The organism is Demequina rhizosphaerae (assembly GCF_000971255.1).
Taxonomy (GTDB): domain Bacteria; phylum Actinomycetota; class Actinomycetes; order Actinomycetales; family Demequinaceae; genus Demequina; species Demequina rhizosphaerae.
Genome location: NZ_BBMC01000006.1, coordinates 201,134 through 222,302 on the forward strand (window position 1 = coordinate 201,134; position 21,169 = coordinate 222,302).

Below are 21,169 nucleotides of genomic sequence, written 5' to 3' on the forward strand. Positions count from 1 at the left end.
GAGCGCATCACTGGCGCCCCCACCACGCCCGAGCCAACGCGATCCTACGGTCGCAGCTGCTCGTCGAGGGTCGCGATGAACTCATCGATGTCGATCTGGCCCAGCTGGAGGGACTGGATCGCGCTTTCCATAGCCTTGCGGCCGGACTCGGTGTACCAAGTCGTGTTGGCGAGGATGCGGTTCCGACCGTCCTCCAGGGCCGCGACCGTCGGCGCCGTTGCGGCATCCTCAGGGTTCGCACCACCAACCCAGGGCGACTGTGCGCGCTCCGACTCGAGGAACGGGAGTGCGTTGTCGGCGTCCGCCCAGAAGTCGACGTAAGCGCGAGCCGCCTCCTCGACCTCCGTGTTCGCGTTGACCGACCACATCACACCGACGAAGTAGTCGTTGTTCGACTGCGTGCCGTCGGGACCCGCGGGCCACGGCGCGATCTGGAAGTTGTCGAGGCCGGCATCGACCACACCTGCGGACACCCAGGAACCCTGGAGCATGAAGGTGTTCTTGCCGGCGGCGAAGTCGAATGCACCGTTGGCCCACTCGTCGTTGCCGAGCTCGGTCTTGTAGTCGATGTAGCCGTCCTCCTCGAGGCTCATCATCTGCTCGATCGAGCCTCGCCAGTCCTCGAAGCTCACCTCGCCGTCCATGAACTGCTGATCCCAGTCGGGATTGTCGTTGTACACCAGCGTCGCGGCGATGCCGTTGAGGATCCATGCCCCGGTGTTGCCAGCCTTGTTCGGCAGCGCGAGGGGCGTCATGCCGGCGTCCTTGAGCTTGTCCATCGCGGCGGTGAACTCCGGGAAGGTCTCCGGCACCTCCGTGATCCCCACCTCCGCGAGCTGGTCCATGTTCGCGAAGAGGCCGATCGGGATGAGCTCGGTCGGCGTCGCGTAGACGTTGCCGTCGAAGCTCACGAACGGCGTCACCGTATCCTGCATGTCGCCGACCCAGCTGCTGTCCGAGATGTCCTTCAGGTAGCCGGCCTTGGCCCAGTCCGCGACCTTGGTCGGGTCCGTCATGATGACGTCGGCACCCTCGCCAGCGAGGAGCTCGGGCTGCACGCGCTGGAGATAGGCGTCGTTCGCAGGCACGAACTCGTAGTCGAGCGTGATCTCCGGGTGGGCCGCCTCGAAGGCCTCGTTGATCTCCGTGATGTTCGCCGGCTCGGCGTCGTTGCCCTTCCAGCCGTAGACCTTGAGGACGGTCTGCTCGGTCGAGCCACCTCCGTCGCTGGCCCCGTCGGTCGACTCGGACGTGGTGGCCGAGGTCGAACACGCGGCGAGCGCCAGGCTGAGGCCCGCGCCGGCAACCGCGACTGCCGCAAGACGGCCGTGCCGCCCACCGAATCGGGAGGCGTTGAGTCCGCCTCGCCCACTAGGGTTGATCATCTGATTTCCCTTCTCGATATCCGCCGTTGGATAACCGGTTCTCCGAACTGTAGCCGAAGACCGCGCGAACGCAAAGCACAATCTCGCGGAAGGCATGGTCACGGTTTGGCTACGGGGCCATCGACGCGTTCTTTACCAGGCTTGATGATGCTTCATCGGTCCCGGCGCGGTCACGCGCGAACGCCTCGTGGCTCGCCTCGTCACGCACCAGAACGAGCTGTCCTTCGCGACCTCGACCCGCGCCTGTGGATAACCGGTTGCTGTACCATGCCGACATCCTGTTGGACTGAGGTGGAGCAACGCGAGGAGGCGTCACACCATGCTGCCCGTTATCGGCGCGACCCGTCCCTGGGCGGATCCCTCGATCGTCGCGATCGGCCGCTTGCCCATGCACACGGTGCGAACCGGCCGGGAGCGCGTGCGGCTCGACGGGCCGTGGAGCTTCGCTCTGTTCGACGCGCCCGACGCCGTTCCGCACCAAGCGGTCGACGGCACCCGGGACGGCGACGGCATCGAGTGGCGGCAGATCGCCGTTCCGGGCGTATGGCCGCTCCAGGTAGCGACCGACATCCCGCATTACACCAACGTCCAGATGCCGTTTCCCGGCCCGCCTCCCCACCTCCCCGACGTCAATCGGGCCGGCGTCTATCGCAGGCGGATCGACGTGCCCGAGGATTGGACGCAAGACCGCATCGCCGTGCGCGTGGGCGGCGCGGACAGTGTCCACGCGGTGTACGTCAACGGAGCTTTCGTCGGCTACGGCACCGATGCGAGGCTGCACTCCGACTACGACGTGACAGACGTCGTCGCTCCGGGGATCAACGAGCTCGCGGTCGTCGTGATCCGGTACTCCGCTCACAGCTACGTCGAGGACCAGGATGCCTGGTGGCTCGCAGGGATTCATCGGCAGGTCGAGCTCGTACGGATACCGCCACGCTCGATCGCGGATGTACACGTCGATGCAGACTTCGACGCGGACTCCGGACTAGGCGCGCTGTCCCTCAAGGTTCACGCGGATCTGGGCGAGAGCCCGACGGCAGGTTTCGCCGTCGAGGCATGGGTAGAGCGGCTGGACGGCGAACGTGTGACAGACGTAGCGCAGTCACAGGTCGATCACGAGCATGCGAAGCCGTACGAGTTCACCGGATTCGTGGCGCACGTGTCGTGGACGGACCTCACGGTCGTGCCTTGGAGCGCGGAGGCACCTCACCTCTACCGTTGCCGAGTGGTGCTCATGTCACCAGCCGGTGCCGTGGTCGACAGCACCAGCTACGCCATCGGGTTCCGCCGCATCGAGGTCCGCGACGCCCAGCTTCTGGTCAACGGCGCTCCAGTGTGGATCTTCGGCGTCAATCGACATGACCATCACCCGGACCGTGGCACCGCGGTGACCACAGCGGATATCCGCGCAGACCTCAGCACGATGCGCCGTCACAACATCAACGCGATCCGAACATCGCACTACCCGAACGACCCTGCGTTCTACGATCTTTGCGACGAGCTCGGGTTCTACGTCATCGACGAGGCGAACATCGAGGCCCATGCGTACAACCGCTACCTGTGCGACGCGCCGGACTTTCGAAGCACCTGGCTCGACCGCGGCGCACGCATGGTCGAGCGGGATCGGAACCACCCGAGCGTGATCGCGTGGAGCCTAGGGAACGAATCGGGCTACGGGGCCAATCACGACGCGCTTGCCGCATGGATCCGACGAGCAGATCCGAGCCGACCGCTGCACTACGAGGACGCGATCAGGATCGAAGGCTGGAGCACGGGTGGGACGCTCGCCACGGACATCGTCTGCCCGATGTACCCGACGATCGCAGAGATCGCCGATTACGGGCACGCCGTCGCGTCGGGCGGCGCGTCGCGCCCGCTGATCATGTGCGAGTACAGCCACGCCATGGGCAACAGCAACGGATCGCTGGCGGACTATTGGGAGGTCATCACGACCACACCAGGTCTTCAAGGCGGCTTCATCTGGGAGTGGAAGGACCACGGCCTCCGTCAGGAGCTTGGAGACGGCACTGCCCGGCTGGCCTATGGCGGCCAGTTTGGCGACAGTCCCCATGACGGGAACTTCGTCGCCGACGGCCTCGTCGGAGCGGACGGGGACCCGCACCCGGCCATGGCCGAGGTCGCCTGGGTCCATCGGCCGGTCGAGACGCGGCTCGATGGCGCTGATCTCACGGTGAGGAACCGGCGGTTCTTCACCAGCACCGATGACCTCGAGGCGACCTGGATCCTGGTGGCCAACGGCGACGCCATCGCGACGGGCGTCTTCTACGATCTGGTCCTCGGGCCGGGCGAGGAGCGCACACTTCCCCTTCCTCACGCGGTACCGCCGCGCGGGGATGTGCGCCTCACCGTCGAGTGGCGCCTTCGCCGCAGCACGTGGTTCGCCAATGCGCACCACGTGGTGTCGCGAGATCAGGTGGTCGTGCGCGATGACGCCGCAAGCCGGCGTCCGCCCGCGCCCCGAGCAGGCATCGGCGAGTTCGCACGCACACGTCTCGCCTCGATCGCGGAAAGCGCCGAGCCTGCCGTCTGGCGCGCGGCAACCGACAACGACGGGATCAAGCTGCGACTTGAGAGCCATCGAGCTCTCGGACTCGGCGACGCAACCCTCGGCCGGTGGACCTCCGCCGGAATCGACGTGGTTCCCGCCGACCGCCTGGTCGCGCACTCGGTCACCCGCAAGGATGACGGCGACCGCATCGTGCTACGCCACACGTTCGACGTGCCTGACGAATTGTCAGACCTGCCGCGGATCGGGGTGAGGTTCGAACTCGACGCGAGGTACACCGTCATGCGGTGGTGCGGTCGCGGACCCCACGAGAACTACGCGGACCGCAAGAGCTCCGCGGTCGTCGGCACGTGGACATCGGGCATCGAGTCTTGCCCGTACCTCGTCCCGCAGGAGTTCGGCCTACGCACCGACACGACCTGGTTGGAGTTGATCGACGACGCGAATGGAGAGCGCATCAGGATCACCGGTCTTGGCGCCCCCTTCTCGTGGTCCGCGACGCGCTATCGCGCCGAAGACCTCTTTGCCGCACCCCACAGCTCTGACCTCCGCGAAGCCGACCGCCTGATCGTGCACCTCGACGCGGCGCATCGCGGCGTCGGCACAGGAGCATGTGGACCGGATGTGCTCGAGCAATACCGCATCGGCACCGGTCGCTTCGTGCTCGAATACGCTCTCGAGGCGACGGGACGACGACCAACCGCTACCGCGCATCCTGCGGCGGAGCACCCGGTCAGCGCACGCGGCTCAGACCTCGACGACGAGGCCGACCACACGCTGTCCATCGCGCGTGCGACCGATCGCACGCACGGCTGAAAGGAGTCATCACGTGAACGAGGTCATCAGCGCAGCGACGCGCCGTCTCGACCGGTACCCGCGGTCGGCGGAGTGGTTCTGCGACTTCCGCTACTACGACGTGTCGGGGCTCGGGGTCGAGGATGGCGTGCACCGCCGCGACCCGAGCTCCGTCATCGAGGTCGATGGCACCTTCCATGTCTGGTACACGAAGTCGACCGGCGTCGCCGAGGGTTTTGCAGCGGGCGACGATGCGAAGGTCTTCCCTTGGGATCGCTCGGAGGTGTGGCACGCCACCTCCACCGACGGCCTCACGTGGATCGAGACCGATCGGGCGCTCGGTGCGGGGGAACCAGGCAGCTATGACGACCGCAGTGTCTTCACGCCTGAGGTGCTTCACCACGAGGGTCGCTTCTACCTGGTCTACCAGGTGGTCGCATCGCCGTACCGGCTGAGGAGCAAGGAGAGCATCGCGATCGCGTGGGCGGACGACCCCGCCGGTCCGTGGACCCGCTCGCCGCACCCGATCCTGCGCCCCGCGGAAGGCGGCGAATGGCTCGGCGATGAGGACAACCACCTGCAGGTCGTGCACACGGGACCCTTTGACAGCCTCAAGGTCCACGATCCTCTACTCCTGCCGTTCGGGGGAAGATTCCACCTCTACTACAAGGGCGAGCAGATGGCGGAGAAGTTCGCCGGCGGTGGCCGCGCAACGCGTTGGGGCGTCGCGATCGCCGACGCGCCGGAGGGCCCTTACGAGAGGTCGCCGCTCAACCCGATCACCAACAGCGGCCATGAGACATGCCTCTGGCTCCATGCTGACGGGGTCGCAGCGCTTCTCACCACCGACGGCCCGGAACGCAACACCGTGCAGTTCGCCCGCGATGGACAGAACTTCGAGATCATGGCGCACCTCGCTGATCCTCCGGTCGCCGCGGGTCCGTTCCGTGAGGAGCGGCCGACCGTGCGGGGCCTCGACGGTCTGCGCTGGGGCCTATCCCACGACGTCACCGGGCCGTGGCACTACATCCGCGGGTTCGCGGCGGATGAGCGTCGCAAGGACCTGTACGCGGCCGGCAGCCCCCCAGAGCTTGCGGACCTCTCGTCCCCGCCGCCCGGTGCGCCCGGCGCCGCGACGCCCTAGGAACACGGAACGGCCCCGGAGACCTGTCGTCTTCGGGGCCGTTCGCTTGCGCGCCCGCCTCGTGGGCGGGGCGCACACCCCCGGGGGCGACCGCAGCACCGCACGGACGCCCCCGGGGCCAGCGTGTCAGTCCTGCAGCAGGCCTCCCCACCGACGGTCGTAGAGCTCGCTGTTGACCTCCCTGGCAGCGTCCACCATCTCGGGGTACGGACGATCCGTCACAGACACGAAGCCGATGTTGTAGTTCTCGCCATCGATCTGCCGACCCGTGATGGGCGAGTCCACATACTGGAACCAGTGGCCACCGACCATGTACGGGTTGTCGATGAGGTTCTCCATGTACTCCGTGTACATGAGGCCCCTCTCCTCCTGCGACCCGGCGGAGACGAGCGCGGGATGCGGGCTTCCCGCGTCGGTCGCACCGAAGTGGAATTCACCGATGAGGCTCGGCTTGTCGAGGTCGGCAAGGAACGACCACTGCTGCGGGTGCAGACCCTCCCGGTACTCGTTGTAGGCCATCACATCGACGTACTGCGCAGCGGCCTCGAGGATCTCGGGCGTGCGTCCCCAGCTCGCGAAGCGCGGCCCCATGTACATGTGGTGCGGGAGGACCGTCTCGAGTTCGGTGGAGACGACGCGGAAGTACTCGGAAGCGTAATGCTTGAGCAGCCACGAGTAGTCCGGCGTCTTCGCCGCGGTGTTGGTGCCTTGATCGAAGGTGCCCGCGTCGAAGGCGGCCCACGACGGGATCGCCGTGCCCCACGCGGCGTTGAGAGCCTCGATGGTCCCGTACTTCTCCTTGACGACGGCACTGAACTCGGCCTTGGTCGGGCTCGCCGTCACGTCGCGCTTGAGCGTGTCGATCACGATCCCGTAGTGCGTCGCGAAGCTGCCGGTGCTTCCCCAGCTCTTCTCGTTGTCCATGAAGACGCCGACAAGCCACGGGTTCTCCGCACCTGTCTCCGCAGCGACCGCCTCAGCGGTCTCACGTGCCGCATCGACGAACGCAGGGTCGTAGGGGTCGGGGAGCGGACCCCAGTAGTCCTGTCCGGTGCTGACGGTCTTGTAGTCGCCCGTGATCCACCCGTGAGCGAACACGGGGATCCGGCCGTTGTCGTACTGGGCCGGGTCGGTCCAGTTGCCGAAAGACGTGAAGCCCCACGAGAGCATGCGGTCGACGGTGTTGTCGTGCCACGTGTCGATGAACGCGTTCGTGTTCTTCTTGCCCGGGTACTTCCGATCGAGGTTGGCGCGATAGAACTGGAAGGTCTCGCCCTGTTCGAGAGGACCGGCGAACGTCTGCGGGTAGTAGCCGTAGTGCTGGCCGAGCTGCTGCCCGTACTTGGGCAGGTCGAGAAACATGTTCGCGCGAACCTCGTTCTCCACGTGACGTGACTCGAGGATGGCGCCGTCGAGGCGGTTCAGGTCCTCGGGGGTTGCAGCCGTGCGGCCGCCGACGTACTCGTCATCGAACTCGGGGAGCTGCGCATGGTCGAAGTCGTAGCCGGTGAGGGTCTGACCGTCGAAGAGCCGCGCATTGTCGATGCCGGTCGAGAAGTAGAGGTAGCCGTCCGGGTCGACCATGGCCCACTTGCCGTCGACCTTCTCGGTCCGGAAGTACCCGGTCGCCTCGAGCTTCGGGCCGTCGGCCCATCCGCCGTACGGCGAACGATCGGCGAGCGGTGGGTGGGCAGCCAGGTCGGCGGCCTCGGCCTTGCGCTGCTTGACGAGGTCGGCATCCGTGCGGACCTTGCCCTCATACTCCACCTTCGCGTTCTGACCGTACTTGTCCACGATCCCCGTGAGGTAGTCGGGATCAGCAGGCGCGTCACGCGCGATGCGCACGTTGTCGACGATGACCTCCTTGTCATGAAGGGCGCCCGCGACATAGAACGTGACCTCGCTGATGCTGGACGGATCGATCTCCTTCGTGCCCCACATCCAGACCGCCTGATGCACCGACTTGTCTGCGAGCCAGGACGGGTCGGCACGGAGTCCGCTGTCGAGCGAGTTGGCGGGGCTGGCGATGTCGATGTAGTACGTCCCAGAACTGTGCGCGGCGACATTGATGCTGCGCGTCGCGACACCGTTGCCTGCAGCGATGTTCACAATCATTTGAGTCGAGCGATCGGTCGGGTTGCTCAGATCCATGGCCAGGCCGACTGAGGTCGACCCGGAGAGGTCCCACGGCGCGGCGGGACGGAAGAGCATCGACGCGAAGAACTGCTCCTTGGAGTTGTAGTGCACCAGCATCCGGCCGTCCTCGGCGCCCACCCGCGTCCGCGTGGCGTTCCACGACAGCACCTCCGACGGGATCGTGGGGGCATCGAAGTCGTACAGCACGGTCTCGTCGCCGAGATCAGGTCCGTCTGGGGCTGCGTCCGCAGCGGTGCCGACAGCTGTCGCGGCGACCGCGACTGCGATCGCGCCGGCGGCCGAGGTCATCCGCCATCGACGTCGGCGGGCACGTGAGTCGGTCGCGCAAAGGAGCGCATCCGTGGTGGGTAGGAGATTGGTCACAGCGTTGTGTCCTTCCTGATCGGGGCCGTCGGAGGGGGTGAGCCGATCTGCGGTCTCCGTCGACCGTCCTGGGCGAGCCGCCACCGACTGCGGGCATCTCGCACGAGCAAGGTAAACCGCTTTTCCGGGGTTGCGCAACCGATATTTCAAAGATTTCTGGACATATCGATCACGACAGGTCCGCCGAACTACCTGGGGTAGCACCGGCTGTCGTCGACGGCCAGGCGCGCCGAGGGACAAGCGCGCGGCAGGCCACCGCAGCGTCGGCGCTATGCTCGGCCTATCACCGTTGCAGAACAGCTGGCATCCGTACCCGGAACGCTCGCGTCAGCGCATGCCAGGGAGGGCCTCCGATGAGCGAGACGACCACGGGCGCGGGTAATGCGCCGCGTGTCCGGGCCAGACTTGTCGACGTGGCCGAGCTGAGCGGTGTCACGAAGTCCGTCGTTTCCCGAGTGCTCAACAACGACCCGACACTGCGTGCCCGCCCCGAGACGAGGGAGCGGGTGCTCGAGGCTGCGCGCGAGCTCGGCTACCGTCCGCACGCTGGCGCGCGCGCCCTCTCCGTGGCACGGACGGGCACTTTCGCATTCCTCATCCCCGACCTCACCAACTCGGTTTACGCGGTCATCCTCCGCGGTGCGATCCGGCGAGCACGTGAGCTCGGCTACGTCGTGCTGATCGCGGAGGATGCCTCGCACGCTCCGGCTGGCGCCGAGGAGTACTCCGAGCTCGTCGACGCGGGTCGAGTCGACGGCCTGCTTGTCGCGTCTGCTCGGCCCGAGAGCCCTCTCGTGGCCGCCTTGGTCGAGCACCCGGACTCGGTCGCCCACGTGTTCGTCAACCGCGAGGTGCCGGGCTCCCGGAGGAACGTCACGGTCGACATCCGCGGCGCTAGCCGCCTGGCGGTCGAGTATCTCGCCAGCTTCGGCCATGAGCGCATCGGGATCATCTCCGGTCCGCCCGACCTGCAGCCGGCAGTGGCCCGCACGGAGGGCTTCAAATCGAAGATGGCGGACCTCGGCCTTGCAGGCGATCTCGTTGCGGCCGGCGACTTCGACGAACAGGGCGGTTTCGAGGCTGCCCACGAGCTGCTGTCTCGCGCGCCAGAGGTGACCGCGCTCTACGTGTCTACGTTCGGACAAGCGGTCGGCGTGCTTGCCGCGGCCCGGGAGGCCGGCCGGGTCGTGCCCGACGACCTTTCGGTGATCTGCTACGACGACGTTCCGGTCGCCAACTACCTGAACCCCGCGCTGACGACCGTGTCAATGCCTCTCAACGCGCTCGGCGTGGCTGCGGTCGACGCTCTCATGGAGCAGGTGGGAGGCGCGCCCGCAGCTTCGGTGGCGATCGAAGATCATTTCGCGGTTGTGCCGCGGAAGTCTGTGGCGGCACCTCCCGCCAGCTGACCGACACATGCGTAGGCGCAGCACCATGCTGCCCGCCGCCTTGGCCCACGCGACGCCCGCCATCGTCGACGCGCAGACCCGCGCGAGCGTGGGGTCGCGCGTCCATGAAAAACCGGTATTCTTTGGAGCAGTGGGATTCTGAGCGAACGTCTCGATCCCCCTATGTGCAAAGGAGCAGCATGGGACGCATCGTCCAAGACCTCAGTGGGCACCGTTGGCAGATGGAGAGGATGCGCCCCGGGCAGGGCGTCGTCGAGGGCCTGCACCTCCTACCCGCCGAATACCAGGGCACACACTTCAGCTGGAACTTCGCCTCGGTGCCGGGCGACGTGTACACCGACCTGCAGCGCGCCAACGAGCTCGATGACCCGTACATGGGCCGCAACATGCACCGCGCGAAGTGGGTTGCGGAGTACGAGTGGTGGTACTGCCTTCGCTTCGGCGTCGACGAGGCGATGAAGGGGAAGAAGCTACGGCTCGTCTTCGACGGGGTCGACTACAGCTGCGATGTTTGGCTCAACGGTGTTCCGCTCGGCCGCCACGAAGGCATGTTCTCGTCCTTCGACTTCGACGTCACCGACGCGATCAGCTGGGAGGACTGGCGCGGCGGCGCGAACATGCTCATGGTGAAGCTTGACCCGCCGCCGAAGAACTACCGCAACTGCGGCGGCAAGAAGGTCAACTTCTCGGGCGACTACTTCTCCGGTCTGGTTCCGTTCGGAATCTGGCGTCCCGTCCGCCTCGAGGCGACCGGCGAGACCCGGATCGCCGGCATTCGAACCGATGTCGCGGTGCACGGCGAGGACGCCGCCGTCGTCTCGGTGACGGCGGAGCTGGTGAACCACACCGAGGTGTCTCAGGAGCTTCGCCTCGAGTCCACCCTGACGGGCTGGAACGTCGATGTCGCGACAGTACGGTCCAACCAGCCCGTCGTTGCGCCCCCTGGCGAATCGTCTTTCACGTTCGACATCGAGGTCGCCGACGCAAAACTCTGGTGGCCGTGGGACATGGGTGACCAGAACCTGTACGAGCTGTCAGTCTCTGCTGTGGGCAACGACGGTGTGCTGGACCACCAGACCGAGGTCATCGGACTCCGGGAGATCGAGATGGCCTTCAACCCCGGCTACTCGGCCGAGGAGGTGGAGTTCCCGTGGACGTTCATGGTCAACGGGAAGCGACACTTCCTCCGGTCGGCGTGTTGGGGCGGGCAGCCTTCGTTCCTTTATGGGAGGAACACCCTCAAGAAGTACGAGGACCGAGTCGCGCTGGTGCGCGAGGCGAACATCAACAACCTCCGCATCTTCGGATGGCACCCACCGGAGACGCCTGAGTTCTACCGACTCTGCGACGAAGCAGGCATCACGGTGTGGACGAACTTCAGCCTCGCGACCCAGGCTTACCCCGACGACCAGGAGTTCATCGACGACGTGGTCCAAGAATGCGTCTCCGTCGTGAAGGCGCGGCGCAATCACGCCTCTCAGATCTACTGGATGGGCGGCGAGGAGGTCTTCTTCTCGGGGGCGCACGAGGAGAGCGGCAATCTCGCCCTCATGAAGGCGATCGGCGAGGGTGTCGCGCAGCACACGAACATCCCGTACGGGCTCGCCTCGCCGCTCAGCTCTGAAGCCGGGCAGCGCCTCGGATTCGGGCCTCACGAGAGCATGCACGCCAATGAGCACTACTACCAGGGCGGCGGCGAGTTCATGGAGGAGTACTACCCCCGGCTCGACTGCGCGATCATCCCGGAGCTGACCGCAGCGTCCGCCCCGAGCATCGACAGCCTGCGCCGATTCATCCCTGAGGACGAGCTTTGGCCGATGGGTCCGAGCTGGGCCTATCACTGGGCGGACATCGACATCCTCAAGGCGCTCAACTTCGAGGTCTTCGGCGATCCGCGCGATGGGAGCCTCGAGGAGTTCGTTGAGGCCACGCAGCTGGCGCAGGGCACCATCATCCAGTTCGCGCTCGAGACCTACCGTCGGCGCAAGCCCAAGATGAGCGGCGTTGCACTGTGCCACTTCATGACCCACGTGCCTGACATCAAGTGGGGCGTGATCGACTACTACGGACGGAAGAAGGCCTCGTTCGACTGGCTCAAGCGCACGTACCAGCCCGTCCTGCCGAGCCTCGAGTTCGAGAAGCGGCGCTGGTCCGCCGGCGACCGCTTCGACGCCATGGCCTGGGTGATCAACGACTACCACCGCGACCTCGGACCCGTGCGCCTCGACTGGCAGGTGCTCACAGGTGACGGTCAGCGCGCGGCTTCGGGTTCGACGCAGATCGACGTCGTCGCGGACAGCGCGGCGGCCGTGACGGCCGTGTCGTGGCAGGTGCCGACCGACGCGGTCGGCACCTTTGACGTGACGCTCTCGCTCACGAGTGAGGATGGCACCCCGATCGCGGAGAACGCCTACACGCTGCTCGTGGGCGATCAGGATGCGGCGAAGGCGCGCAGCCTCGCAATGAAGCAGGACGCGGCGACCCGCCTCGAGCAGCACGGCCATAGCGTCTACCGCTACTGGCCCGACATGTGGAGCGAGGAAGACCCGGCGTGAGCCGTGGGTGCGGCGCAAGGATCTTGCGCCGCACCCACCTCATTCACTAGCCTGAGAAAAACCGGTTACCTTAACGTGGGCCCGCCGTCACGAACGCCGGCATCAGCTCACCGAGGAACCTCGTCGATCCAATGGCGCAGACGAGGACGACAAGGGACCCGCATGCGCCGAGAAAGAGGCCTAGACCCGTGGCAAAGATCGCCCAGGTACGCACTGATCTGTACCGAGTCCCACTCAAGCAGACGCTCACGGACAGCACGCACGGAACGATGATGGACTTCGAGCTCATCACGGTCCGCATCACGGACTCCGACGGCGCCACCGGTGTCGGCTACTCGTACACCGTCAATCATGGCGGCGCCGCGGTGGCCACCATGGTCGACCGCGATCTTGCCGACGGGCTGATCGGCCACGAGGCGTACGCCATCGAGCAGCGCTGGCAGGACATGTGGTGGCGCCTTCACTACGCCGGGCGCGGCGGTCACCAGACGTCCGCGATCTCCGCGGTGGACATCGCGCTCTGGGACCTCATCGGCGTCCGTGCGGAGGCACCGCTGTGGAAGCTCTTCGGTGGGTATGACCCGAAGGTGCCGGTATACGCGGGAGGCATCGACCTGGAGTTTCCGCTTGGGGCCCTGCTCGACCAGGCCGACCGGTTCGTTGCCGAGGGCTACCGTGCCATCAAGATGAAGGTCGGCCGCGCCGACCTCCGCGAGGATGTCGCCCGCGTCGCAGCTATGCGCGACCACCTCGGCGACGGCTTCACCCTCATGGCCGATGCCAACATGCGCTGGACGGTGGACGAGGCGCTGCGCGCAAGCCGCGCGCTCGAGCAGTTCGACCTCACCTGGCTCGAGGAGCCGACGATCCCCGACGACGTCCGCGGCCACGCACGTATCGTCGCCGAGGGCCGGCACGCGATCGCCGCCGGCGAGAACCTCCATACCATCTACGAGTTCGCGCACGCGATCGACTCCGGCGCGGTGACGCTTCCCGAGCCGGACGTCAGCAACATCGGCGGGTACACAGGATTCCGCAAGGTGGCCGCGCTCGCCGAGGCGCGCAACCTCCGTCTCACCTCCCACGGTGTCCACGACCTTACTGTCCACGCGATGGCCGCCGCGCCGCATCGCACGTTCATGGAGGCCCACGGCTTCGGCCTCGAAGACTTCATCGCGCATCCGATGGAGATCGAGGACGGCTGCACCACCGCCCCCGAGCGGCCGGGCCACGGAGTGGTGCTCGACTTCGACAGGCTGGGAGCGCTGATTCCCGCGTGAGACTAGCCGTGAAGCGTCTCGGGCCGTCCGCGGCACCAAGACGCTTCACGGCCACCGCGCCCGTGCGACCGCACCGGTATCGCTGCGGGCCAGCCGGCGCTCCATAGGCGCCGAGGCGCCCGCGCCATGCCGCTCCCGCACCGTCGACAGAGTCGGACCACCTTAACCGCCTCAAAGCGCCGGTCCTGGGCCCATCGGGCTGCTCGCGCGGCGAGGCGTGCGAGAGGCCCCGCCCTCGCGCGGCGCGAGACCCGGCCGCGTCAACCGACCGCGCTCTGGACCGGCCTGATACACGGGGCAGGGATCTCACACGAACGCCGGGGCGCGAAGCAGGTGTCGTGCGACGACGCCCCACTGCGGCCAGCACCCGGGAGCCGTCCGAAGCTTGCCGTCCGGGCGCTCAGCGTCCACAGAGAAGGCCGGGCGGCACCCAGGCACTCCGGTCCGTTCCCGCCTCGTAGCCATCCCGTCGGCTAGCGCGCCAGCCAACCGCCATCCACTGCCAGCACCTGTCCGTGAACGTAGGCGGCGGCACGCGACGCGAGGAAGACCACCGCACCGCCCATGTCTGCCGGCGCCCCCCATCGCCCCGCGGGGATCCGGCTGGAGATCTGGGCCGACCGGACCGGGTCATCGAGCAGCGCCTCGTTCATGTCCGTCGCCATGTACCCGGGAGCGACAGCATTGACGTTCACCCCGCGGCCCGCCCATTCATTGCACAACGCCTTCGTGAGCTGCGCGACGGCACCCTTGCTCGCCGCATACGCCGGCACGGTGATCCCGCCCTGGAAGCTCAGCAGCGAGGCCACGTTGACCACGGCGCCCTCTCCGCGCTCCACCATCGGAGCTCCGAAGAGCTGGCAGAGCTGGAAGACCGACCGGAGGTTGACCTGGAGGACGCGATCCCACGCCTCAAGTGGGAACTCGACAGCGGGGTAGCGCTCCTGAGTCCCCGCGTTGTTGACGAGGATGTCCACCTGGTGACGCGCGAGCACCGCAGAGGCGGCGCGTGCGATGTCGACGTCGCTTGCGAGGTCGCACTGCTCGTGGTCGATCGTGCGACCGGCCGCGGCGGCATGCTCACGCAGCTCGGATGGGACATCTCCGCGCGACATCACCACAACGTCCGCCCCTGCATCGAGCAGGCTCCGGCTGATGCCCGCTCCAAGGCCGCGTCCGCCACCGGTGACGACGGCGGTTGTGCCTGTGAGATCGAATGGATTCACGCTGCACCTCCGGGAGAAACGAGGACCTTGAGCGCTCCGCCGCCGTCCGCCGCGGCGTGGAAGGCATCCTCGACCGCGGACAGGGGATACGACGCCACCGGCAGCGTCGAGAGGTCGAGGTCACCCGCGAGCAGCTCGACGGCACGCTGCACGTCGGCGTGCGTGTAGACGCGCACGCCGACAAGTGACTGCTCCTTGAAGCACACCGCGCGGAGGTCGACCTCGGCGGGCTTCTTGTGCACGGCGACGATGACGATGCGCCCGAGCACTCGCGTGACCTCCGTAAGCGCGGTGGTGATCGATGGATGCCCGGCTGCGTCGAAGGTGACGTCCGCACCCTCGCCGTCCGTGAGGTCGAACAGTTCCGCACGGAGGGCTTCGGCGCCGTCGACCGCGACGAATCCGAGGTCGGCGGCGACCTTGCGCCTCCAATCGTTGGGCTCGGCGATCACGACGGCTCGCGCGCCCGCCTGCCGCGCGACCATGGCGACCAGGATGCCGATCGGGCCGCCGCCGAACACTGCGACCGTGTCACCTTCGCTCAGCCCCGCCATGTCGACAGCGTGGACCGCCACCGCGAGCGGCTCGACCAACACTGCTTGGAGCGCAGGAACATGGCCCGGAACGACGTGAAGCGACGCAGCCGGCAGCGCGACGTAGTCCGCCAGTCCACCAGCGGCATCGATGCCGAAAAGACCGAGGTTCTTGCATACGTGCGACGATCCGGTCCGGCACGCTCGGCACTCGCCGCAGGTGATGAGCGGCTCCGAGACAACTCGGGCACCCACCGGCGGGCCGTCTGCCGTGGCCGCGGCCACCACACCGACGATCTCATGGCCTGGAACCAGTCCAGCCTGAGCGCGCGGGTGCGCGCCATGCATGATCGCAAGGTCGGTGCCACAAATGCCCACGTGCTCGACGCGGACCAGCACCTCACCGGCGGCCGGCTCGGGCCGAACGATGTCCCGGACATCGATGGTGTCGGTTCCAGTCCACACTGCCGCCTGCATCATCTGCGTCATCGCGCGTCCTCCTCGGTCGCCTTTGGCCCGAGAACCTCGGGATTGAGAATGTTCCGCGGCTGGCCGCCCTCGAGCACGGTCACGACGTTCTCCATGGTGCGGCGCTTGAGCTCGCCGTAGGATTCCTCGCTGTACCAGGCGAAGTGAGGAGACAGCACGACGTTCTCGAAGCGCGTCAGCGGGTGGTCGACCGGGAGAGGCTCGACGTCGTGGCAGTCGATGGCCGCACCTCCAAGATGCCCGGCGTCGAGCGCAGCGACGAGCGCCGGGGTGTCGATCACTCCTCCGCGCGCCGTGTTGACCACGATCGCGCCGGGCGGCATGGACGCGAGCCGCTTCTGATTGACGATGCCCCGGGTGCTCTCATCGAGCGGCACGTGCACGGACAGCACATCGGCGCGCGCGAAGAGGTCATCGCGCGCCACGATCTGAACCCCGTTGAACGTTTCGCCAGGGTTGGCGCGCTCGTCGAAACCGATCACCTCGAACCCGAGGCCGCGTGCCTTTCTGGCCACCGCGGCTCCGATGCGTCCTGCGCCGAGGACGCCGAACGTTCTGCCGCCGATCAGGCGCAGCGGCCTGACCGCGCTGAGGTCGACCTCGCCCCGGCGCACCGCTCGGTCGAGCCGCGTCACACCGCGCGCCACCGCGAGCGCCATCGCGATCGCGTGATCGGAGACCGCCTCGGTGCCGTAGTCGGGCACGTTGCAGACTGCAATTCCGCGCGCGGTCGCGGCGGCCACGTCGACGCTGTCGACGCCCACCCCATATCGGCCGATCGCCTTGAGGTGGGGCAGAGCGTCCATCACGTCTGCGGTGATGGCGGCGTACTGGACGAGGATGCCGTCCGCGTCCGCGCATCGTTCGACAAGCTCGGCGTCAGTAGCCGCGTTCGCGAACCGGAGCGTGATGTCCCGCGCGTCGGCGACCGCAAGCTCCTCCGCGAACGCATCGTGGTCGCACTCGGTGACAACTACCGTGTGCTTGCGTGCTTCACTCGACATCTGTGGTCGGTCCTCCGGTCGTGGGTGCGCCAAGCGCTGCCTCAATGGCGCGCGCAGCCGCGATGACTCGGGGCGCCATCGCGATCATCTGCTGTGTCGTGTGCTCGATCGCGAGAGTGGATACCGACACCGCGTGCGTCACGCGGCCGGTGTGGTCGGTGATGGGCGCAGCGACGCACGCTACGCCGGGGACGTTCTCCTCGCGCTCCATCGAGAAGCCGCGCTCGCGAGCCTCGGCGACCTCGCCGACGAGGCGCGCGGCGTCGGTGATGGTGCGGGGGGTCTGGGGGTGAAGCCCCGTGCGCACCGCATACGTGCGCACCGCGTCGTCGTCGAAGGCGGTGAGGATCGCCTTCCCGATCGCCGTTGAGTGCAGGGGCACCGACGCCCCTACGCGCGACGGCATGCGGTAGGCCTTCGCCGCGTCGCGGCGGTGGACGTAGATGACCTCGTCGCCATTGAGCACACCGAGGTGGACGGTGCACTCGACCTGATCGCCGAGTTCGTCGATGAACGGCTTGGCGATTCCCGAGATGTCGAGCCGCTCGAAGGCCTTGCCGGCCAGACTGAGGAACTTGGGTCCCGGCGCATACTCACCGCGTTCCGTTGGCGTGATGTAGCCATGCTCGGACAGTTCCGCCAGAATTCTATGGACGGTGCCCTTGGGCAAGCCCGTCGCTGCCACGATCGATGAGAAGCGGGTCGCGCCGACTGCGGCCTCGAGCACCGCAAGCATCTTCTCGACGGCGGAAGACGATGCCGCGCGCTCGGGGGTCGGGTCCGTCACCTCTTGCCTCCTGATTTCGTACCAGCTGTCACCAACACCTCCTTTTTACCACACGGCAGAACTATGTTCCATCACACGGAACCCCGAGGCAGCGCGCGGTCCTGTACTGCGCCTCGCCGTGACCAGGGCCGTCCACTGTGCCCTGCGAGCGCGAAGCCGGGTCGAAAACGAGCGCTCCGCGTTCAGTGGCCCCATTCGTTGCGGATCTCACGTGTCAAGGCGAGCACGTCGGCGGCCTCGCGGGGTGCGCCGTGGGCAAGGACATCGATGGCGCGGCGGGGCTCGAACCGCGCCAACCGCCAATGATCCAGACTCGACGCCGGCCACTCCGGCCAGCCGGATCGCGGCCACGGCACCTCGGTCCTCGGCGAGGACCTCTCGCCGCCCGACCAGCTCACCGCGCAAGCGGCGGCCACCGGAACAGAACAGCGGCGATCGCCTCCGGACCCGTAAGGGCCGGACGCGCAAGCATGCCCGGAAACAGCCGTGACAGCCCTCGAACACGAATACACAGGCACACAAAGCAGAAGGCCGCCCCCGACATCAGTCGGAGGCGGCCTTCTCGCCTTGCTGGGAGTCCCAGTCGGCCCTTGCGGGCCCTCCCTGAGGGACCTTCCCCAACATAACTGGCTCGATTTCCGAACAAGCCTGTGGTGGCCGGTTCGGAGAAGTCCGAGGTAGACCGGCTACCTGGAGCGTTGGCCTCCGCCGCGACAGGTTCACCCTACGCGACGAGGTCCAATGCTCGACGCCTAAACTCCGGCGACTTCGGTGCGGGCATTCGTGGGACTCCCTTCCAAGACGATCATCGCCTCAGATCAGGTGTCCACGGAAGCGGGTCAGGCTCCGCGAGATGTCTGGGGGCCTGGCGCAGAGCGCGACCTGTGGCGCGGTCGCCCTTCAGCTACGCGCAGGTGATGTTGCCGATACCGATTTTCGTTCGCATGATCCTGGGATCGCCTGATCGAGTGCAGGGCACACGGCGGCGTACTCGCTGTAGCCGTTTTGCTTGCAGCCTGCGCCTCGCGAGACGACTCCGGCAATGCGCCCATCGGCGTCTACCAGTGGCCCGCCGGAGTCGCCTGAACAGACGTCTTGGCCCACGGCCCGGGCGCAGATCGTTTCAGGCTTGGACGGCTCCGCAGGGGTAGCGCCGGCCTCGGCGCAGTGGGACCCCGCGACGATGTCGACCTCGGTGGCGTGAAGCCCACACGTGCGAATGCCGCTGGATTGCACGGTGGCCCACCCGAGCGCTGCGTACTCGACGTTGATGGCCACGGGCTGGGTCGCATCGAAGTCGTCCCGGATCGGAAGGATGGCGAGGTCGCCGCGGTCCTTACCTGTGTCATAGGGCTCGCCCACATTCAGGCGCGTCGCACCGTCGGCGTCGCATGTGCCATTTGGCAGTACAACGACATCGACGCTGCCCATGTCGAGGCAGTGCGCTGCTGTCACGACCACGCCATCGACGATGCCCGCGCTGCACACGGCGCCTGTAGTGAGGGCGTCGAGCGACGTGCCCTCGAATACGACGAGCGCCGGCGCGTCGACCACCGGCCCCCAGTCCAGCTGCTGCGCAGAGCCATCGTCGTGAGTGCAAGCGGCAAGCGCCAACGCAACGAACCCGGCGAGCACGGCGGCTCGTGCTGGATGCGCTCGACTCTCGCGGCTCATTCGCCGCACGGTTCAGTGGAGGTGCCGCACATGTACAGCTCGGATGGGATCTCGAGTCGATAATCGGATCCCTCGACCACGTATGAGATCCCGACCCCGCGCCAACCCCCACCCGTGGTGTCGAGCGCTCGCAGTCCCACGACGAGCCCCTGTTGAGGGTCGTTCGAACCGCATCCCGAGGTGATCGGCGTGGCCTCTGCGGGCCCGAGCTCATCCCCCTCGGCGAGGTCGGGAGGGTATCCCGCTTTGGAGATGAACAGGAGGCTTTCGCTGCCAAGTGTCAAGACCAAAGGGGGAAGCACCTCGACCTCGCCCACACTGTTGAGTGGCTCGACTGCGGTGATCGTCGCCTGTGCGTCGCCGTCCACGCAGAGGTGGAACCCGAAGGACGTAGCCGACTCAGTTTCGGTCCACCACGAGACGACCGTCGACCAGTCCGCTCCATCGGGGACGAAGTCGGAGTCGACGCCATAGTGCAGCGGTTGATCCACGTCATTGTTGATTGCAGCGTCCGGATACACCTGATCGCTGTCGTCGGCGCCACAGGCACTCAACGCGGCCACTACAACAGTTGTGGCTACACACCATCGCAAAGACCGCGCAATGGCACGAGCCACGCGTTCATCCCTTGCCACGGATGCGGCCTGCGGACCCCGGGTAGGCGTTATTGCCACACATCGTCTTCGAGGTGCTCTGCTTGAAATACAGGGTGTGGCTCGAGCTGTACTGGCTCTTCGAGGTAACACTGACCCGCCCCGATGATTTGGTCCACGTCGACTGCGAGTGGGTCGTGATTCCGGGGCCCTCGAGGGCGATCTGGACTGGTCCAGTCAGCGTGTTGGTAGTCACCCTCATCCACCCCCTCTCACGTCACACGGGCTGCCGTGACACGGGTGTCGTAGCTGCCTGCTCGGCACAGTAGCGCGCGAACGCCGCCGGGGTCCGCATCTGCAAACCAGAATGGGGTCGCTCGGTGTTGTAATGCCGCACCCACTGCCCGATCAGGACGCGGGCCTCCGTCAGCGAGTGCAGCACCTCTCGATGCAGCAGCTCGTCCCTCATCGACCCGTTGAAGCGCTCGATGAAGCCGTTCTGCTGCGGGCTGGCCTTGGCGACCTGCACCGGCCTCACCCCCAGCTCACGCAGCCATCCCAGCAGCGATGTGGCGATGAACTCCCGTCCGTTGTCCGACCGGATCACTTCGGGTCGACCATGCTCGGCGAAGACCCGCTCCAGGACGCGTCGCACCCCGGCCGCGCCGATCGAATAGTCGACGTCGTAGCCGACACAGACCCTCGTGTACTCGTCGACGATGTTGAGGACCCGCAGCGCCACCCCACGCTCGGTACGCACGGACATGAAGTCGTACGACCACACATGCCCCGCCCGCAGCGCTGGCAACGCCCACAAGGCATGCTCATCCGAACCCAACGCCTTCTGACCAGCACCTTTACGCCGCGAGGGCACCTGCAACCCCTCCGCCCGCCACAACCGCTCGACCCGTTTGACGTTGACCTGCCAGCCATCCGCGACCAGCCCCGCATGGACCCGCCGATACCCCCACCGCGGATGAGCGTCGGCGATCACGCGCATCGCGGCCACCAGGCGCGCCTCGAAGTCCGACGCCACCGGCACGTACCGCTGGCTCGAGCGATGCTGCCCCACCACCAAGCAGGCACGCCGCTCCGACACCTTGAAACGGCGCACCAGCCGCGCCACGGCAGCCCGGCGGCGAGCCGGGCTCACCAATTTCCCCGGGTCAAGTCCTTCAACATGCTGATGTCCAGAGCCTGCTCCGCCACGATGCGCTTCAAACGGGCATTCTCGGCCTCCAGAGCCTT

14 protein-coding genes are annotated in these 21,169 nt (G+C 66.9%); 5 read left to right on the top strand and 9 right to left on the bottom strand.

What is annotated here, in order from left to right; genetic code table 11:
- Positions 1-44: 44 nt before the first annotated feature.
- Positions 45-1,385 (bottom strand): ABC transporter substrate-binding protein, encoded by a 1,341-nt coding sequence (locus AOM07_RS10185; protein ID WP_062313418.1) that lies wholly within the window; start codon positions 1,383-1,385, stop codon positions 45-47.
- Positions 1,386-1,704: 319 nt separating this feature from the next.
- Between AOM07_RS10185 and AOM07_RS10190 the strand changes: the two genes are divergently transcribed.
- Both AOM07_RS10190 and AOM07_RS10195 read left to right on the top strand, forming a co-directional pair.
- Positions 1,705-4,728, top strand: coding sequence for a glycoside hydrolase family 2 TIM barrel-domain containing protein (locus tag AOM07_RS10190; protein WP_084830245.1), 3,024 nt, complete (start codon positions 1,705-1,707; stop codon positions 4,726-4,728).
- A 13-nt stretch (positions 4,729-4,741) separates the two neighbouring features.
- On the top strand, positions 4,742-5,851 hold the full coding sequence (locus tag AOM07_RS10195; protein WP_062313420.1) for a glycoside hydrolase family 117 protein: 1,110 nt from the start codon (positions 4,742-4,744) through the stop codon (positions 5,849-5,851).
- Positions 5,852-5,977: 126 nt separating this feature from the next.
- Here AOM07_RS10195 and AOM07_RS10200 read toward each other — a convergent pair whose 3' ends face one another.
- Positions 5,978-8,296 (bottom strand): beta-galactosidase, encoded by a 2,319-nt coding sequence (locus tag AOM07_RS10200; RefSeq protein ID WP_228374431.1) that lies wholly within the window; start codon positions 8,294-8,296, stop codon positions 5,978-5,980.
- A 428-nt stretch (positions 8,297-8,724) separates the two neighbouring features.
- On the opposite strand from AOM07_RS10200, the gene AOM07_RS10205 reads away from it, so the two are divergent.
- From AOM07_RS10205 to AOM07_RS10215, 3 genes are all read left to right on the top strand, one after another.
- Positions 8,725-9,780: a LacI family DNA-binding transcriptional regulator gene (locus AOM07_RS10205; RefSeq protein ID WP_062313424.1), complete on the top strand. Its 1,056-nt coding sequence runs from the start codon at positions 8,725-8,727 to the stop codon at positions 9,778-9,780.
- Positions 9,781-9,884: 104 nt separating this feature from the next.
- Positions 9,885-12,335, top strand: coding sequence for a glycoside hydrolase family 2 protein (locus tag AOM07_RS10210; RefSeq protein ID WP_228374432.1), 2,451 nt, complete (start codon positions 9,885-9,887; stop codon positions 12,333-12,335).
- 188 nt (positions 12,336-12,523) lie between these two features.
- Positions 12,524-13,615, top strand: coding sequence for a mandelate racemase/muconate lactonizing enzyme family protein (locus AOM07_RS10215; RefSeq protein ID WP_062313428.1), 1,092 nt, complete (start codon positions 12,524-12,526; stop codon positions 13,613-13,615).
- Between the two features lie 473 nt (positions 13,616-14,088).
- On the opposite strand, the gene AOM07_RS10220 is transcribed toward AOM07_RS10215, so the two are convergent.
- From AOM07_RS10220 to AOM07_RS10250, 7 genes are all read right to left on the bottom strand, one after another.
- A complete protein-coding gene (locus AOM07_RS10220; protein WP_062313431.1) occupies positions 14,089-14,841 on the bottom strand; it encodes an SDR family oxidoreductase in 753 nt (250 codons plus the stop codon).
- Complete coding sequence (locus AOM07_RS10225; protein ID WP_082101724.1) at positions 14,838-15,863, bottom strand: zinc-dependent alcohol dehydrogenase; 1,026 nt, start codon at positions 15,861-15,863, stop codon at positions 14,838-14,840. Before AOM07_RS10225 ends, AOM07_RS10220 begins: the two co-directional genes overlap by 4 nt.
- Positions 15,860-16,867, bottom strand: coding sequence for a C-terminal binding protein (locus tag AOM07_RS10230; RefSeq protein ID WP_062313438.1), 1,008 nt, complete (start codon positions 16,865-16,867; stop codon positions 15,860-15,862). Before AOM07_RS10230 ends, AOM07_RS10225 begins: the two co-directional genes overlap by 4 nt.
- Entirely contained in the window at positions 16,857-17,654 is a 798-nt protein-coding gene (locus AOM07_RS10235; protein WP_228372758.1) for an IclR family transcriptional regulator, read from the bottom strand. Before AOM07_RS10235 ends, AOM07_RS10230 begins: the two co-directional genes overlap by 11 nt.
- A gap of 900 nt (positions 17,655-18,554) precedes the next feature.
- Positions 18,555-19,289, bottom strand: coding sequence for a S1 family peptidase (locus AOM07_RS10240; protein WP_062313440.1), 735 nt, complete (start codon positions 19,287-19,289; stop codon positions 18,555-18,557).
- Positions 19,290-19,324: 35 nt separating this feature from the next.
- Positions 19,325-19,891 carry a hypothetical protein gene (locus AOM07_RS10245; protein WP_062313443.1) on the bottom strand — a complete coding sequence of 189 codons (567 nt, stop codon included), beginning with the start codon at positions 19,889-19,891 and terminating at the stop codon, positions 19,325-19,327.
- A 307-nt stretch (positions 19,892-20,198) separates the two neighbouring features.
- Positions 20,199-21,074, bottom strand: a complete 876-nt coding sequence (locus tag AOM07_RS10250; RefSeq protein WP_062311905.1) for an IS3 family transposase — start codon at positions 21,072-21,074, stop codon at positions 20,199-20,201.
- Positions 21,075-21,169 lie beyond the last annotated feature (95 nt).